Source organism: Plantactinospora sp. CNZ320 (assembly GCF_002846275.1).
The window spans coordinates 6,701,608-6,716,808 of sequence record NZ_PJMP01000001.1; the positions used below are offsets into that span (position 1 = coordinate 6,701,608).

Here is a 15,201-nt window from a genome sequence, read left to right on the forward strand (position 1 = left end):
AGAGGTACATCATGATCCGTAACCGTCGGGCCGCGCGCGCCGCCGCCCTCCTCCTCGGAGCCGCCGTGATCGGCGTGTTCGGAGTGGCCTCGTCGGCCGCCGCGCACGTCACGGTGAACCCGAGGGAGGCGACCCAGGGCGGTTACGGTCGCGTGGCGTTTCGGGTACCGACCGAGAGCGACACCGCGTCGACCGTCAAGCTGGAGGTGACGTTCCCGGAGGACGCCCCGCTCGCCTCGGTCTCCACCATGCCGGTGCCCGGCTGGACGGTCGCGGTCGAGAAGCGCAAGGTGGACCCGCCGGTGGAGGTGCACGGCAGCCAGGTCGGCGAGGTGGTCTCGAAGATCACCTGGACGGCGTCGGCGAACGCCGGGATCAAGCCGGGAGAATTCAACGAGTTCCCGGTCTCGATGGGGCCGCTGCCCGAGGTCAAGCAGCTGGTGTTCCGGGTACTCCAGCACTACTCGGACGGCAACACGGCACGCTGGATCGAGCCGCCGGCCGCCGACGGCACGGAGGCGGAGAACGACCCGGCCCCGGTGCTGAAACTGCTGCCGGCGTCCGGCAGCGGTGCCCCGGCGGGCGGTGCCACGCCGAGCGCCGGCCCGGCAGTGGTGCAGCAGCAGCCGGCAGCGTCGGCCGAGGACGACGGAGACTCGGCGGCGCTGGGCCTGGCGATCGCCGGGCTGGTCGCCGGCCTCGCCGGCCTGGCGCTGGGCGGGCTGGCGTTCGCGCGTACCCGACGGGAGGGCACACCGCCCACCGCCTGATCGCAGGGCGCTTCCGTAGCCAACCAGTGTCCTTGCTGGCCCGTCGGCAGTTCTGCCGACGGGCCAGCGGCGTTTTAAGCTAATAATCCGTGTTGAAGCGATTTCGCTCGGTATGGTCGTCGGGTACTGCGACCCCGCCGCCGGTCGTGCAGGTTGACGGCGGTACCGCGACCGGAGGGAACGAGACGGTATGCGCTTCGTGCGGCTGATCGCCGGGATACTCCTGCTAACGATCGGGCTGCCGGTGCTCCTCGTTGGTGGTGCACTGTGGACGCTCTCCGAGCAGCGGGGCGGTGACGGGGCGTTCACCGGCACCGTGGACCGGATCGAGACCGGCGGGCACGCCGTCGTCGTACCCGACCTGGCCGCGATGCTGCGTCGGGACGCGCCCTTCGTACCCGCCGGGCGGACCGGACTGCGGCTCGTGGCGGGTACCGGGGCGGAGCCGGCATTCCTCGGCCTCGCGCCGACCGCCGAGGTCTCCACCTACCTCGCCAACTCGCCGTACGCCCGGGTCGACCGGGTCAGCGTGACCCGGGGCAGCCTGCCGGTACGCATCGACCACCCGGCAGCCCCTGCCTCTGCCTCTGCCTCTGCTTCGGCCGCTGCCGCGCCCGCTGTCCCGCCCGCACTCCCCGGTGAGCAGGGACTCTGGGTGCGCAGCGGTCTGGGCACGTTGGACCTGACCGCCGACGACCTACGCGCGCCCCGGCTCAGCCTGGTCGTCATGCGCCCGGACGCGGCGGCAGGCGTCGCCGTCGACCTGCGTGCCGAGGTACGCCCCGGCTGGCTCGATCCGGTCGCCTGGACTTCGCTGACCTTGGGTGGCCTGCTGGTGCTCTTCGGTGTCGCCCTGCTGGCCCGGCCGATCCGTCCCCGCGAGGTGGTGTTCGTCGTCGAACCGAGCCAGATGCCGGCGCTCACCGCCCGGCTCGGCATCGCCGCCCTGAACGAGATCGGAGCTGGGCATCCGCCGTTCCGTCCCGCCCCGCCGGAGATGGCACCTGCCGAACCACGCAGGAGAGCGGAACGACAATCGGACCTGCCGGTGCAGTCCGGGAGCCCGGCGGAAGAGTCACCGAGCCGTCGGGTGCCGTCGAGGCGGCCAGCGACGCTGGCGGACGTACTCGTCCCGGCAGGCGGCGTCCCGGTTGCCTGGCCTGGCCCGGGGAACTCCTCACGTCTGGTCTGGCCGCCGATGAACCCGGCTGCGGCGGCGCAATCTGGCCGTGCCCCCGCACCCGCTCCGGCGCCTACGCCGGTGCCGGCCCCACCGCCCGCACCGATGCCGGCGCCGTCGCCGACCCCGCCGTTGCCGGCCCCGGCACCACCGATGCCGGCGCCGCCCAGGCCGGCTCCCGTTCCGGCCGCCAACGGTGCTGTGCCGGAGACCGGCACGCCGAGCGAGGGCCGGACCTCCACACCGGTGGCCGAGGCGGCCCATCACCCGGAGGGCGCGCCAGAACCAGTCCCCGCGTCGGTACCGGCAACGACCGAATGCGATGCCGGCGCATCTGCCGGTCCTGCCGGTGGCGGTGCTGCCGGTGGCGGTGCGGTGGTGCCGGCTCGGCGACGGCCCGACCGGTACGAGCCTTCCGCGGAGGTCCACCCGGCTCAGGGACGTACGGGATCGCGGGACGAGTGGTGGGTTCCCGTGCGGCCCGTACCGGAGCCCGGGAACATGTCCGCGCCCGACTCGGAAGAGGACGACTCGGGGAAGGACAACTCGGGAGAGGACGCGTCGGTTCGCCGGATCGCGCTGCGTCCGGCGACCCCCGCAGCGGCGGCGTACGACGTCGGCCAGCCGCGTACGGGGCGCAGCGGGCTGAACCGGCCGAGGGGCTACGAGCCGGCGACCAGGTCGGCCACGATGGACGCCCCGACGGGGCGGTACGGCGGCAACGCCGCTTCCGGCTATCCGCTTGATCAAATCCGGGAGGACGAGCCGGCCGAGCGAGGGTTCGACCTCAGGCGGTCCAGCCCGAACCGGGCGCACCACTGACCCGACTTCCCGACATCGGCCTCCGGGCAACGGGCTGTCCAGCCGAAGGTGGCGTACCGGCCGCTCGAGGCAGCGTCGAGGCGACAGTTGCGTGCGCCGGCCGACGTGATCGACATCGGGTAGGACCGTGACTGTGCGTGCCCTTGCGTGCCTCCGCTCGCCTCCGTCGGCCGCGAACTGCGGTCGGGGGTGGGAGGGGGCAGGGGCGGGGGCGTCGGTGGGTGAGCCGACCGCCTCGACCGCACGCCGGTGAATGGCGGGTGGCCCCCCGCGCTGCCGACACGGGGGGCCACCTTCACCGGGGGATCGGTGTACCGAAGGGACGCTTCAGATGTGCGTTCCTAGATTAACCGTATCTAGGCGTACTAGATAGATCTGTCCATTTGGTGCAACTTCTGCTACTGCCGGATACTTGGTTCATGTTTTGGGGCCTCGGCCTCGGTACCCGTGTCCGGTGACGCCCGGCGGATGGGCAGCACGAAGAGCAGCAACAGCGCGAAGAGCACGTAGAGGTTTCGCAACAGGAACTCACCGGGCGCATCCGTCCGGACGAAGTCCCGCCCCCAGTCGTAGTACGAGACCACGCCGTACACGATCGCGGCGGTGAGCAGCGCGGCGAGCGCCAGCAGCGCGACCTGGCGGCGGCGCCCGGCTCGGACGCCGGGCGGACCGCCGCCCGGACCGGGCGGACGTAGTCCGGCGTCGACCAGCACCACCACGGCCGGAACGAACCAGTACGCGTGGTGGGTCCAGGTGATCGGGCTCACCAGCACCGCGACCAGGCCGGTCAGGGTCAGTCCGGCGAGTTCGTCACCGGCCCGGGCGGCCCGCGCCGCCCGCCACAGCCCGAATGCCGCGATGGCGACGACCAGCACCAGCCAGAGCGCCTGGTTGGGTTCTCCGGGCGTGGTGAAGCGACTGAGCAGCCCGAAGAGCGACTGGTTGCCGGTGTAGTCGGGCCGGCCCACCCGGTCGGTCAGCCAGAGCTCGTGGGTCCAGAACCGCCAGGAGTCGCTCGGGGCGATGGCCGCCGCCAGCAGCGTCGCGACGGCCGCCGTCGCGGACGAGACCAGCGCCGCCCGCCACCGCCGGGTGACGAGCAGGTACACGATGAAGATCCCCGGATAGAGCTTGAGCGCCGTCGCCAGCCCGATCCCGACGCCGGCCCAGCGCGAGTTCCGGGGTACGGCGAAGAGCAGGTCGGCCAGGACCAGCACCACGAGCAGCATGTTGATCTGCCCGAAGATGATGGTTTCCCGGGTGCTCTCCACGGCGAAGGCGAGTGGTACGACGAGCCCGGCCGCGAACCACCGGGACACCCCGCGCCGATCGGCGATCGAGGAGACAAGCCACCAGGTCGTCACCAGCAGGGCCAGTACGGTCAGCGTGGTGAAGATGGCGGCGGTGGCCCCGATCCGCAGCCCGGCGAAGGGACGCAGCAGCAGGGCGGTGAAGGGCGGGTAGGTGAAGTACAACTGGCCCTGCAGATCGTCTGCCTGCACGTAGTCGTAGAGCGGGTTCCCGTCCGCCCACCAGCGCATCGCGCTCATATAGATCTTGAGATCGTAGAAGTTGTGCGGGGTGCTGAGCAGATAGAGCAGCGGCACCGCCGCGGCGACCAGCACCACGACGATGATCTGGCGTGCGGTGCGGCCGCCGGGATCGTCCTCGTCGGTGGCGGATGGCACGGGGGGATCGGCTGGCACGGGAAAACCCTAGCGGTCCGTTCTGTCCACAGCGTTGAGGCGCGGTTGCCGAGGCTGAGCGTAGTCTGATCGTCGTGGCTGATCTTCTCGTCTGGGTCGACTGTGAGATGACCGGGCTCGATCTTGGCAAGGATGCCCTGATCGAGGTCGCCGCGCTGGTCACGGACCGTGACCTCAACGTGCTCGGGGAGGGTGTGGATGTGGTGATCCACGCCGACGAGCAGGCGCTGGACGGCATGCCGGAGATCGTGCGAACGATGCACGAACGCTCGGGACTGACCGAGGAGGTTCGCCGCTCGACGGTGAGCCTGCGCGAGGCCGAGGACATGGTGCTGGACTACGTCACCTCGTTGGTCAAGGACCCGCGCACCGCGCCGCTCTGCGGCAACTCGATCGCCACCGACCGTGGCTTCCTGGCCCGTGACATGCCGCGACTCGACGCCCACCTGCACTACCGCATGATCGACGTCTCGTCGATCAAGGAACTGTGCCGCCGCTGGTACCCCCGGGTCTACTTCGGGCAGCCGGCCAAGGGGCTGGCCCACCGGGCCCTGGCCGACGTCCGGGAGAGCGTCCGGGAGTTGGAGTACTACCGGCGGACGATCTTCGTACCGCTGCCCGGGCCGGACGTGGACGCCGCCAAGGCCATAGCCGCCGAACTCTGACGGCCCCGGCCGGTTCTTCCCCGCCCCGGTCGTTCCCGGCGTCGTCCCGGCTGTCCCGGCGTCGTCCCGGCTGTCCCGGCGTCGTCCCGGCCGTTCCCGGCGGCGTCCGGATCAGGGTGCAACCCGGTCGACGGCGGGGGGAGGGGTGTGGCTATCATTGGTCGTCGCCATGCCGGGTCCACTGGTCCGGTTGTGGCGGATGTTCCTGATCAAACTGAACATGGTGGCTGTAGCTCAGTTGGCAGAGCACCGGGTTGTGGTCCCGGGTGTCGTGGGTTCAAATCCCATCAGTCACCCCAAGTCGGATCTCATGATCCACAGATCAAGACCCCCTCGTCCCCGAGGGGGTCTTGATCGTTTTAGGGGCCGTGTAGGGGAATCGGAAACGCCCCGCGCCCTCTCCGGGCGGGGCCGGTGAGGGCGCGGGCGATGCCGTCGTATCGGGCTCGCCGCCGGTTCAGCCCGTGACGGTGTCCGCGGTCGGTTCGGTGGTCGGCTCCGTGGTCGGTTCGGCCGCCGTCTCGCTGACCGGGATCGCGCTGCCCTTGACGTACTCGTCCCAGCTCATGTTCCAATCGGTCCAGCCGTTGCCGTTCTGCAGCTTGCGCTCGGTGCCCTTGACCACGATCGGGTCGCCGACCCGGGTCTGGTTGAACAGCCAGCTCGCGTTGGCGGTGGACATGTTGACGCAGCCGTGCGACACGTTCGTACGCCCCTGTGAGGCGACGGACCAGGGCGCGGCGTGGATGAACTCGCCGCCCCAGGTGAGCCGCTGGGCGTACTCGATGTCGGTGATGTAGCGGTTGGCCGGATTCGGATCGTCCATGGTGTTGAAGACGGTCTTCTTCAGCTTCTCGATGACCACCATCGTGCCGCTGGAGGAGGGGGTGCTCTTCTTGCCGAGGCTGATCGGGATGGTCTTGATGACCTTGCCGTCCCTCGTGACCGTCATCTTCTTGGTCTTGTTGTCGACGGTCATCACCACCGCCGGTCCGGTCTTGATGTCGACGGTGAGGTCGGCCCGGCCGTACCAGCCGTCGCCCATCGGCAGCCCGCCGGCCTGGATCTTGTAGAAGATCTCGGTGTTGGCCTTCCAGTACGTCTTCGGGCGGTAGCGCACCTCGGTCGGGCTGACCCAGTGCCAGATCCCCTCCTGGGCCGGAGTGGCCTGAACGGTCATCCGGCGCTGCACGTCGTCCCGGTAGTCCTGCGGCACGGCCCGGCTGAACTTGACGATCAACGGCATACCGACCCCGACCGTCTGGCCGTCGCCGAGGAAGCTGGTCACCCGGATCTGCTTGCTGGGCTTGGCCATGGTGGTGAAGGTGCTGGTCGTCGTCGCCGGCTTGCCGTCGTCGCCGGTCGCGGTCACGGTCGCGGTGTACGTCGTACCGTACTCGAGCGCCTTCTCCGGCAGCCACGTCCCGGCGGCGGTGAGTGCGCCCTTGACGGCCTCACCGGCCGCGTTCTTGACCTCGACGGTCGTCTCGACGGCGTCCTTGCTGCTGAACGCGATCTCCGCCGAGGCGGGTACGTCCTTGGCGTCGGCGGCCGGTGCGGTGATCGTCGCCGAGGCCTTCGCCTGCTGTTCCGCCTCACTGCCGCCCTGGAACGAGGGCCCGGAACCCTCGCCGCCGTTGCCGGTGCAGGCGGTCGCGGTGACCGCCAGGGCGCCGGCGATCAGGACCGAGGCGAGGGCCCGCAACGGCGCGGGTCGGCGTACCCGCGTCGCCAGACCCCGCTCGGAGGTACGACGGGTGAACTTGTCTCGGCCTGGTCGCATGGTCCCCTCACACTGCTGTTTTCCACAGCTGTACCCACTCGATCCCCACGGTCATCCTCTCCCAAAGACGCCCGTGAGCAAGTTTTCGTTTCCTCCCGTGCCGTAGAACACCATCGGACAGGGTCGATTCAACCGGTTGGTACCGCAATGTCGACCGAAGTCGTCCTCGATCCGTCCGCGATTCGTCTCCGTGCCGCCAACGGTCCGGTCACGATCCGGCCTCGGTCAGCCTCGGTCCGGTCTCGGTTCCTGGCCTGTCAGGCGCCCAGGTCGGCGGGAACCGGCAGGGCGCTGCCCTTGACGTACTCATTCCAGGGCAGGTTCCAGGCGGTCCAGCCGTTGCCGGAGGCCAGCTTGCGCTCGGTGCCGGCGATCGTCACCGGGTCGCCGGTCTTGGTCTTCTCGAAGAGCCAGCGGGCGTTCGCCGTGGACATGTTCACGCAGCCGTGCGAGACGTTGCGTCGTCCCTGGTCACCGACCGACCACGGAGCGGCGTGGATGTACTCCCCGCCCCAGGTCAGGCGCTGGGCGAAGTCGATGTCCGTCACGTAGCGGTTGGCCGGGTCCGGGTCGTCGCGCGTGTCGAAGACCGTCGACTCCTTCTTCTCCATCACCACCATGGTGCCGCTCGACGACGGGGTGCTCTTCTTGCCCAGGCTCACCGGGATGGTGCGGACCACCTTGCCGTCCTCGAGGACGGTCATCTTCTTGGTCTTGTTGTCGACCTTCATCTCGAACCTGCTGCCGATCTTGGCGGTCGCCTTGCGGTCGACGTTGCCGTACCGGCCGTTGCTCAGCGGGATGCCCTCCAGTCCGATCCGCACGCTCAGCGTCGTACCGGGCTGCCAGTACTCCGGGGCACGGTAGTAGGCCTGGGTACCGTTGGAGACCCAGTGCCAGGCGCCGGGCTGCGGCGGGTCGGAGTCGACGAACATCCGCTGCTGCACCTTGGCCCGGTCCTTCTTGGCGATCCCGGGGGAGAACTCCACCACCACCGGCATGGCGACGCCGTAGGTCTTGTCGTCGAAGAGGTAGAGGCCGGAGCCGATCACCGACTTCGGCTTGGCCATGGTGGTGAACGAGGTGGTCTTGGTCTCCGTCTGGCCGGACGGCGAGGTCGCGGTGACCTGGGCGGTGTAGGTCTTGGCGTACTTCAGCGGTGCTGCCGGTACCCAGGACGAGCCGTCCGGCCGCATCTGCCCCTTGACCTCGCCGCCTCCGTCGAGGGTCAGACTGACGTTGCTGATCTTCCCGCCCTTGATGCTCGTGCCGATCTCGACGCTCACCGGCTGCTTCTTGGCGCCGCTGGCCGGGGTGATCGTGAACTCGAGTGGCTCGGCAGGTGGAGTCGGGGTCGCAGTAACTCCCGCCGCCCCGCCGTTACCGCTGACGAACTGTGGCTTCTCGTCTTCGTCGCCGCCACACGCCGCCGTACCCAGCGGCGCGGCGATCGCCAAAGCGATGATCATCGCCCAGTTGCGCGTGCTCCTGCCCATCCCCACCTCGGTCCACTCGAATCCCGGGAGACATCGTGCACTATCCGCACCACAGTTTTGAGCCCGGACACCAAACCTATGAGAGGAATGACCGTTTTGTCGGCTCGAATGATCCCCTCGTCGTGGAGTGGGGGAACTGGTTGGAGCCTCCTCCTGCGACCGTGTTAAGGTTTCTCCCGTTGTCAGCGAGCGCCGCTAGCTCAACTGGCAGAGCAGCGGACTCTTAATCCGCGGGTTCGGGGTTCGAGTCCCTGGCGGCGCACCAACGATCAAGGCCCTGCCCTGGCACTACTGTGCGGGTGGGGCTTTTTTCGCGTACGCCGGTGGCGGGTGGTCGCCCGGTAGGCGTACTGAATCCGTTGGACCAGCTGGCCTCGGTTGGCACGCGGCGCGAATCTTCGTGGACTTCCGGGTCGGGTCACCGGCTGCGTTCCTGTCGTAGGCGGTCGATGTACCGGTTGGCGTGGCGTCGGCTGGCGAGGGTGACGAGCTGAACGTGTGGTCCGTGCTCTTGGAGCAGGTTGCGGACCCGGGGCCGCATGGTGTGCCGGTAGCCGAGGATGTACCGGATGAAGTTCCAGGTGATCCGGTCGTAGACGCCGTCAATCCGGTGCTGGCCGCCCCGGTAGCGCCAGCGGCGTTGGGTGATGCCCCAGAGACAGGTGGTGGCGGGTAGATCCAGGAAGATTACGGTGTCGGCGGCGGCGAGTCGGATGGGCAGGGTGCTGGCGTAGTTGCCCTCGATGATCCATCGCCCGCCGGTGACGAGTTTTTCCTGCTGGCCCGCGAACTCGTCCTGCGGGAGCGGCGTCCAGTTCTCGTCGTAGTAGAGCGAGTCGAGGTGTACCAACGGCACGTCGAGGATCCGCGCGAGTTGCCGGGCGATAGTGGATTTGCCGCTGCCGCCGCAACCGATGACGGCGATCCGGTCCACAGCTTCCACGCTAACGGCGACACGCATCGGGCCTGGCGCGACACGGTGGCTGGGCTCGCTTCCGGTCAGGCGTGGCCGGAGGCGTCCGGTCGAGATTCGTGCGCGAGTTGTGCCGCGGTCTCGAAGGCGAGCTGTGCCGCGGTCTCGAAGGCCACCGCCCAGGGGAAGGCTCTCTGCCGTTCGTTGCCGCTGCCGGGCGGGTGCGGTTCCCATCGGTCGTCAGGGCCGAGCAGGACGCGTACCCCTTCGGCGCGGAGGCTGGCCACGGCGTGCCGGAACGGCGTCCGCGCGGCGAGGGCGGCGTTGACGAACGGGACGATGACGGTCGGCACCTGCCTGCCGATCAGTTCGGCAACCGAGGTCATGGCGTAGTTGTCGGCCAGGCCGAGGGCGATCTTGTTGATCGAGTTGTAGGTTGCGGGGGCGATAACCAGGGCGTCAGCTGCGGGAAGCGACCGGCGGGTGCCGGGCGACGACTGGTAGGTCGACCGGACCGGATGACCGGTGAGCATCTCGAGCGGTTGCGGTCCGATGAAGTCCACCGCGCTCGGCGTGGCTGTGATCGCCACCGTCCAACGTCGCTCCTGCGCGATCCGGACGAGGTGGGTCACATCGGAGGCAGGGCCGGCGCCGCAGACGACGATCTGGAGGTGGCTGCCGCTCACGTACGGATCCCAGCGCTCTGGGCGAAACGGACAGCGGCGGAGCGGACCGAGCTGTTGGCGAGCATGGCGAGGTGGCCGGCGATGCGCTGGACCGCCGGTCGGCAGCGGATCTCCTCGGGTGCCACCTCGTACGCGGCGCGCAGTGCGCTCAGGCCGTGCTCGTAGCGACCCCACTGGGTGTAGGCGCGTGCCACGTCGACGAACAGGGACGCCTTGCGTTCAGCCAGTGTCACCTTCTCCAGCGGCACCGTGCGGGCGATCGCGATGGCCGTCCCGGCGTCGCCGAGGGTCAGCGCGATGTTGACCCGGTGCAGCAGGACGTTGGTGGCGCCGAAGCCGGTCCACCGGTCGTTGCCGTCGTAGCCGAGGCGGGTTGCGGCGCGGGTTGCCTGATCGAGCATCGCGTGTGCGGTGTCCGGGTCGTAGGCGCTCGTACCGGCAGGCCTGGTAGTCGATCTTGGCGGCGGCGACAGCCCAGGAGAACTGTGGGAAGGCCAGCGCCGTACCGTCGGGTCGCGCTGGCGAGAGGAGCGCGTCGAGCGGCGGTCCGATGCTGGGCACAGCGGCGATGCCGACAGCCGCTCCGGGTAGGAGGTCGCTCCGCCGCACGTCACCACCCGAGCCTGACCCACCCTCTCCGTCAATGCCAGTATCCGCATCCGTGCCGGCATCCGGTCGTGTGGCATCCACTGGTGCACCCGTTGGTGCCGGTCGTCCGTAGCGCCTCGAAGCGTTCCCGTGCCTCAGGTGTGGCTCGGGCCAGCACGGTTCCTGGCTCGACAGCCTGACTCGTTGCCGAAAACCTTTTCGTACGCCATGATGTGCCGAAAGCCATCGTCCTCGAACTGGGCTCACCAGACGTTTTCATATCGGTCAGTGTCTATGTCCAGAGAAGAGGACGCCCAGCCTCTGAAGGGAGCAACGATGCGACATCGACGGACCCGCAGCCAACTGGCGGTCGGCATGGTGCTCGGTCTCGGGGTGGCCCTGGCGGCCACCGGCGCGGCGGCCGGTCCCGCCGCAGCCGCCGTCGGCTGCCGAGTGTCCTACACGGTCAGTTCGCAGTGGCAGGGCGGCTTCGGCGCGAACGTGTCGATAACCAACCTCGGCGATCCGATCAACGGCTGGGCGCTGCATTGGACGTTCGCCTCGGGCCAGACGGTCAGCCAGGCGTGGAACGCCTCGGTGACCCAGAGCGGGGCGGCGGTGACGGCGACCAGCCAGAGCTACAACGCCCGTTGGCAACCGGTGCCAGCACCTCGTTCGGGTTCAACGGAACCTGGAACGGCTCGAATCCGGTGCCAACCAGCTTCACGCTCAACAATGTCGCCTGCACCGGGGCGGTGGGCCCGACCGCGACGGCGACACCGAGGCCGCCCACCCCGACCGTCGCCCCTACCCGTACGCCCACGCCCACTCCCACGGGCCCGTCGGCCACCCCGCCGGCCGGCACGGTCCGGGTCTTCTGGCTCAGGCCGACCGACGTCGCCTACGACCAGCGCTACCCGGACGGTATCGCGGCGGTGATGCGGGAGGCCCAGCGTTACTACAGGCAGGAGCTGGGTCGGACCTTCACCCTGAACAACCCCGTTGTCGAGGTGGTCGAGGGCGAGCACGACGCCAGGTGGTACATCGACACCAACTGCCAGCCGGGCGGCGACAGGTACTGGTGCGTGGTCGGGAACATGCACCAGGAACTGATGCGCAGGTTCGGTATCCGCAACCCGGACAACCGGTGGCTCAACGTCGGTGAGATCAGCGCCGAGGACCCCGGCCACTCCGGTGGTGGCGCCAGCGTCGGCTGGGTGGTCCTCAGTGGACACGACGCCGACGGCGCGGCCGGGATCAACGGCCCGATGAACCGCTGGTACGGCGGCATGGTGCACGAACTCGGCCACGCGTTCGGGCTGCCGGACTCGGCCAGTACGGACGGCACACCGATGTCGGCGTCGTTCTACAACTATCCGAACACGCACTTCAGCCAGGCACAGAAGAACAGCATCCTGAACGGGCCGTACGGCAGCTTCCTCTCCTGACGTACTCCGGGATTCTGCTCTGCACGGTGTCCACCGTCGGTGTTCCGGGCGCCGCAGTGCCGTCGGCGGCGGCGCCCGCGACGTCGGCGCGCCGCCCGGGAGCCCGGACGGTCACCCGCTCGATGCATCCGCCACACCGCCGGTCCGGTGGCCCGACCGGTCGGGTGCGGAGCGCCTGGTGTCGACGTTGTCGGTCAGGATCCGCAGGATGCCGGGCAGTTCCGCCACCGTCTCGGCGGGCAGGCCGGCCACGGTCTCCTCGGCCAGGGTGCACCACAGTTGCCTGATCTGTTCGGCCAGCGCTCTGCCGCTGTCGGTGAGTTCGACCAGGCTGGCCCGCTTGTCCGTCGGGGTGGAGCTGCGCCGGATGTGGCCGCTGGCCTCCAGCTTGCGGGTCATCAGCGTGACGCTGGGTGGCTCGCAGCCGAGCGCGTCGCTGAGCTGGGCCTTGATCATCGGGCCGGTCCGGGCGAGTTCGAGCAGCAGCATCTCCTGGCCGGGGTGCAGCCCGAGCGGGGCCAGTAGCGCCGCGGCCCTGGCCCGGTGGCGCAGGCTCAGCAGCCGGATGGCCTGGTTGATGCCGTCGGCCTGCGCGAAGTCCATCGATCCTCCTTGACAGACGGATTGGTTATGCGCATAACATTATGTGCGTAACCAATCCTACTCGCACGGGGGAGCCGACATGACCGTCAGGGTCGCAGTCATCTACTACAGCGCGACGGGCAGCGTGCACGCGCTCGCGCAGGCCGTCGCCGAGGGGGCCACCTCGGCCGGAGCCGAGGTGCGGCTGCGGCGGGTCGCCGAGCTGGCACCGCAGGACGCCATCGACCAGAACCCGCGGTGGCGGCGGCACGCCGACGCGACCGTGTCGACCGCCGAGGCCGCGCCCGAGGACCTGGCCTGGGCCGACGCGTGGGCGTTCGGCACGCCGACCCGGTTCGGTGCGCCGGCCGCGCAACTGAAGCAGTTCATCGACCGGGCCGACGGGCTGTGGCACCAGGGGAAGCTCGCCGACAAGGCGGTGACGGCCTTCACCTCGGCGTACCACCGGCACGGCGGGAACGAGGCCACGATCCTGTCGTTGGCCAACGTCTTCTACCACTGGGGCGCGATCATCGTCCCGCCCGGGTTCACCGATCCGGCCGTACACGCAGCCGGCGGCAACCCGTACGGCGCGTCGCACGTGAGCAGTCCCGACGGCGAGGGTCCCGGCGCGGCGACGCTGGAGGCCGCGAGATACCAGGGACGCCGGCTGGTCCGGTTCGCGTCCCGACTGCGCGACAACCGCGACGCCGCCGGGGACGACCGGAACGCCGGAGACATCTCCGACGCCGGAAACGCTGGGAACGACCCGAACACCGGGGACGAGCGGGGCAGCTCCGGGGACGAGCGGAGCAGCTCCGGGGACCTGGCCGCCACTGCCACCCGGACCGCGTGAGCGGCGGACCGGTGGGGGGAGAGGTCATGACGAGCAGCGGTACCCCGACCCGCCGCACCCGGCCCCGGAGCGGATCCGCCCGGACGGTCCTGGCGCTGGCGTGTGCCTGTCAGTTCCTGGTGATCCTGGACGTCTCCATCGTCAACGTCGCGCTCCCCTCGGTCCAGCGGGAACTCGGCTTCACCACGACCGGCCTGGCCTGGGTGGTGAACGGCTACCTGCTCACCTTCGCCGGCTTCATGCTGCTTGGCGGCCGCGCCGTCGACCTGTTCGGCAACCGCCGGATCCTAGTCGCCGGGCTGTTCCTGTTCGCCGCCGCGAGCCTGGTCGGCGGGCTGGCAACCACTCCGGAGATCCTGGTGGGCGCCCGCGCCGTGCAGGGCGTCGGCGCGGCGATGCTGGCCCCGGCGACGCTGGCGGTGGTCAACACCCACTTCACCGAGCCAGCGTCCCGGGCCCGGGCGTTCGGTGCCTGGTCCGCCGCCGGCGGTGTCGGCGGGATGGCCGGCGCGCTGGCCGGCGGCGCCCTCACCGCCGGGCTGTCCTGGCGGTGGGTCTTCCTGGTCAACGTGCCGATCGGCGCCGCGCTTGTCGTACTGGCCATGGTGTCGCTGGCCGGTGCGCGGGCCGTCCGGCGGGGCCGGCTCGACCTCGCCGGCGCGGTCACCGGAACCGGCGGGCTGGCCGTACTGGTCTACGGGGTCATGCGGAGCGCCGAACACGGCTGGCTGTCGATGCGGGTCCTCGGGCCGGTGCTGGCGGGTCTGCTGCTGCTCGTCGTCTTCATTGTGGTGCAGGCGCGGTACGCCGAGCAGCCGATGATGCCGCTACGGTTGTTCAGGATCCGGACCGTGGCCGTCGGCAACGGCATGCTGCTGCTCTTCGGCGGCATCACCATCGCGATGTGGTACTTCACGTCGCTGTTCATGCAGAACGCCCTCGGCTACAGCGCACTGGAGGCCGGTCTCGGCCAGACACCCGCGGCGGTGACGTTCGTGGTGGTCGCCCGGATCGCCGCCGGCCTGCTGCCCAGGGCCGGTGTCCGCCCGCTGGTACTGGCCGGCTGCGCCTGCTTCCTGGCCGGGTTCGGCTGGCTCGCCCAGGCCGGCACCGGCAGCGGGTACCCGGGTGACGTGCTTGGGCCCACCCTGCTCGTCGCTGTCGGCATCGGGCTGACCTTCCCCACCCTGATGGCCACGGTAACCGCCGACGTGCCCGAAGCCGACGCGGGCGTGATCGGCGGGGTGGCCAACACCGCCAGCCAGGTGGGCGGTGCGGTGGCCCTGGCCGTCCTCGCCACGGCTGCCGCGGCCAGAGCCGGCGCGGTTGCCGGCGCCGCGGAAGGGGTGGAGGCCGTCGACGCCGGCTCGCCCGCCGCCCTCGCCGCCGGTTACGACCTGGTCTTCCTGCTGGCCGCCGGGATCGGCCTGGCCATCGCGGCGGTCAGCCTGCTGCTGCCCCGGCAGCGGCGGGTACCAGCGCGGCGCTCGTCGGCCCCCCGTCCGCACGCCGGGGCCGGTCCCCGGCCGTGACCACCGCAATGCCCGGCCACCCGCGCTCCCGGCGACCGCGACCGCCGGCGCTGCTGGTAAACCGTGACCGCTCGCTCTCCGGTAACCGCCGACCGTCGGCGCTGCTGGTAATAGTGACCACCGGTGCTTCGGGTAACCGCGACCGCCGGCGCTGCCGGTAACCGTGACCGCCGG

11 protein-coding genes, 2 tRNA genes and 3 pseudogenes are annotated in these 15,201 nt (G+C 70.0%); 9 read left to right on the forward strand and 7 right to left on the reverse strand.

Translation table 11 applies throughout. The features are described from left to right. Window positions 1–11 precede the first annotated feature (11 nt). Together CLT71_RS30040 and CLT71_RS30045 are read left to right on the forward strand one after the other, a co-directional pair. On the forward strand, window positions 12–770 hold the full coding sequence (locus CLT71_RS30040; protein ID WP_101370054.1) for a YcnI family protein: 759 nt from the start codon (window positions 12–14) through the stop codon (window positions 768–770). A 190-nt stretch (window positions 771–960) separates the two neighbouring features. After that, window positions 961–2,772: a hypothetical protein gene (locus CLT71_RS30045; RefSeq protein WP_101370055.1), complete on the forward strand. Its 1,812-nt coding sequence runs from the start codon at window positions 961–963 to the stop codon at window positions 2,770–2,772. 398 nt (window positions 2,773–3,170) lie between these two features. Here the strand turns inward: CLT71_RS30045 and CLT71_RS30050 are convergent, their stop codons facing one another. Continuing rightward, the gene (locus tag CLT71_RS30050) at window positions 3,171–4,478 is read right to left on the reverse strand and encodes a glycosyltransferase family 87 protein (protein WP_101370056.1); all 1,308 of its coding nucleotides are present in this window, start codon (window positions 4,476–4,478) and stop codon (window positions 3,171–3,173) included. Window positions 4,479–4,546: 68 nt separating this feature from the next. Here CLT71_RS30050 and orn point away from each other — a divergent pair, with 68 nt between their 5' ends. Continuing rightward, window positions 4,547–5,143: an oligoribonuclease gene (gene orn, locus CLT71_RS30055; RefSeq protein WP_101370057.1), complete on the forward strand. Its 597-nt coding sequence runs from the start codon at window positions 4,547–4,549 to the stop codon at window positions 5,141–5,143. Between the two features lie 223 nt (window positions 5,144–5,366). Beyond that, window positions 5,367–5,442 (forward strand) — tRNA-His (locus CLT71_RS30060). Window positions 5,443–5,600: 158 nt separating this feature from the next. Here CLT71_RS30060 and CLT71_RS30065 read toward each other — a convergent pair. Beyond that, window positions 5,601–6,926 carry an Ig-like domain-containing protein gene (locus CLT71_RS30065; protein ID WP_101370058.1) on the reverse strand — a complete coding sequence of 442 codons (1,326 nt, stop codon included), beginning with the start codon at window positions 6,924–6,926 and terminating at the stop codon, window positions 5,601–5,603. A 257-nt stretch (window positions 6,927–7,183) separates the two neighbouring features. Then, a complete protein-coding gene (locus CLT71_RS30070; protein WP_101370059.1) occupies window positions 7,184–8,422 on the reverse strand; it encodes an Ig-like domain-containing protein in 1,239 nt (412 codons plus the stop codon). A gap of 189 nt (window positions 8,423–8,611) precedes the next feature. On the opposite strand from CLT71_RS30070, the gene CLT71_RS30075 reads away from it, so the two are divergent. Then, window positions 8,612–8,687: transfer RNA gene (locus tag CLT71_RS30075), tRNA-Lys, on the forward strand. Between the two features lie 153 nt (window positions 8,688–8,840). On the opposite strand, the gene CLT71_RS30080 is transcribed toward CLT71_RS30075, so the two are convergent. The 3 genes and pseudogenes from CLT71_RS30080 to CLT71_RS30090 all read right to left on the reverse strand — a co-directional run bounded on the left by CLT71_RS30080 (window position 8,841) and on the right by CLT71_RS30090 (window position 10,889). Further along, the gene (locus CLT71_RS30080) at window positions 8,841–9,356 is read right to left on the reverse strand and encodes a GTPase domain-containing protein (RefSeq protein ID WP_101370060.1); all 516 of its coding nucleotides are present in this window, start codon (window positions 9,354–9,356) and stop codon (window positions 8,841–8,843) included. 65 nt (window positions 9,357–9,421) lie between these two features. Beyond that, window positions 9,422–10,021 carry a flavoprotein gene (locus CLT71_RS30085; RefSeq protein ID WP_101370061.1) on the reverse strand — a complete coding sequence of 200 codons (600 nt, stop codon included), beginning with the start codon at window positions 10,019–10,021 and terminating at the stop codon, window positions 9,422–9,424. Continuing rightward, window positions 10,018–10,889 (reverse strand): annotated as a pseudogene (locus CLT71_RS30090) (hypothetical protein). Before CLT71_RS30090 ends, CLT71_RS30085 begins: the two are co-directional and overlap by 4 nt. 95 nt (window positions 10,890–10,984) lie before the next feature. On the opposite strand from CLT71_RS30090, the pseudogene CLT71_RS38310 reads away from it, so the two are divergent. Both CLT71_RS38310 and CLT71_RS30095 read left to right on the forward strand, forming a co-directional pair. Continuing rightward, window positions 10,985–11,209, forward strand: a pseudogene (locus tag CLT71_RS38310) (cellulose binding domain-containing protein); the annotation flags it as partial. Then, on the forward strand, window positions 11,194–12,057 hold the full coding sequence (locus CLT71_RS30095) for a metallopeptidase domain-containing protein (RefSeq protein ID WP_486483537.1): 864 nt from the start codon (window positions 11,194–11,196) through the stop codon (window positions 12,055–12,057). The pseudogene CLT71_RS38310 and the gene CLT71_RS30095, both read left to right, overlap by 16 nt. A 111-nt stretch (window positions 12,058–12,168) precedes the next feature. Here CLT71_RS30095 and CLT71_RS30100 read toward each other — a convergent pair whose 3' ends face one another. Next, complete coding sequence (locus CLT71_RS30100) at window positions 12,169–12,660, reverse strand: MarR family transcriptional regulator (RefSeq protein ID WP_101370062.1); 492 nt, start codon at window positions 12,658–12,660, stop codon at window positions 12,169–12,171. A 79-nt stretch (window positions 12,661–12,739) separates the two neighbouring features. Here CLT71_RS30100 and wrbA point away from each other — a divergent pair. Both wrbA and CLT71_RS30110 read left to right on the forward strand, forming a co-directional pair. Then, window positions 12,740–13,336: pseudogene (gene wrbA / locus CLT71_RS30105) on the forward strand (NAD(P)H:quinone oxidoreductase); the annotation flags it as partial. Window positions 13,337–13,521: 185 nt separating this feature from the next. Further along, window positions 13,522–15,027, forward strand: a complete 1,506-nt coding sequence (locus tag CLT71_RS30110; RefSeq protein WP_101370064.1) for an MFS transporter — start codon at window positions 13,522–13,524, stop codon at window positions 15,025–15,027. Window positions 15,028–15,201 lie beyond the last annotated feature (174 nt).